Source organism: Mesorhizobium sp. M7D.F.Ca.US.004.03.1.1, from assembly GCF_003998635.1.
In the GTDB taxonomy this organism is placed as follows: domain Bacteria; phylum Pseudomonadota; class Alphaproteobacteria; order Rhizobiales; family Rhizobiaceae; genus Mesorhizobium; species Mesorhizobium loti.
In genome coordinates, this window is record NZ_RZQG01001832.1 from 1 (window position 1) to 426 (window position 426).

At 57.7% G+C, this 426-nt stretch carries 1 protein-coding gene; it reads right to left on the reverse strand.

Annotation, left to right across the window (positions count from 1 at the left end; all coding sequences use genetic code 11):
* Nucleotides 1-69 precede the first annotated feature (69 nt).
* The coding region (locus EN935_RS40275; protein WP_164750338.1) for a hypothetical protein at nt 70-426 on the reverse strand (357 nt) is incomplete at its 5' end.

Here is a 426-nt window from a genome sequence, read left to right on the forward strand (position 1 = left end):
ATCTCTATAGCAACGTCAAGGAGAAGCGCGAGGTGTTGCAGATGTGGTCAAATCACATCGAATGGCTGATCAAGCAGGCTGCGGATGACGCTCTGGCGGCGTAGCTGCTGGCATGGGCGGAAGATGCGGCGCAACAATCGTCAGAGCCTCATCGAATTGGAGAGCATGCTTGACCAGCAAATGCGCGGCCAATGCTTCGATGGCCGACCAGTGATCGAGTACTAGCCGGGCCGTGCAATCTTCGATCCGCCCCCAATCGGGGCGGCGCGGCATCAGGAACCGCAACTCACCATAGATTCGCTTGGCATCCGCGTAGTCGCTGCTCCCCTCATTCCCATCGGACGCATTCATCGCCATATCGCGCGGGTCCAGATAGCCTTCGAATGCGGATTCTGCAAAAGGACCTGCCAGACACGCAACTATCTC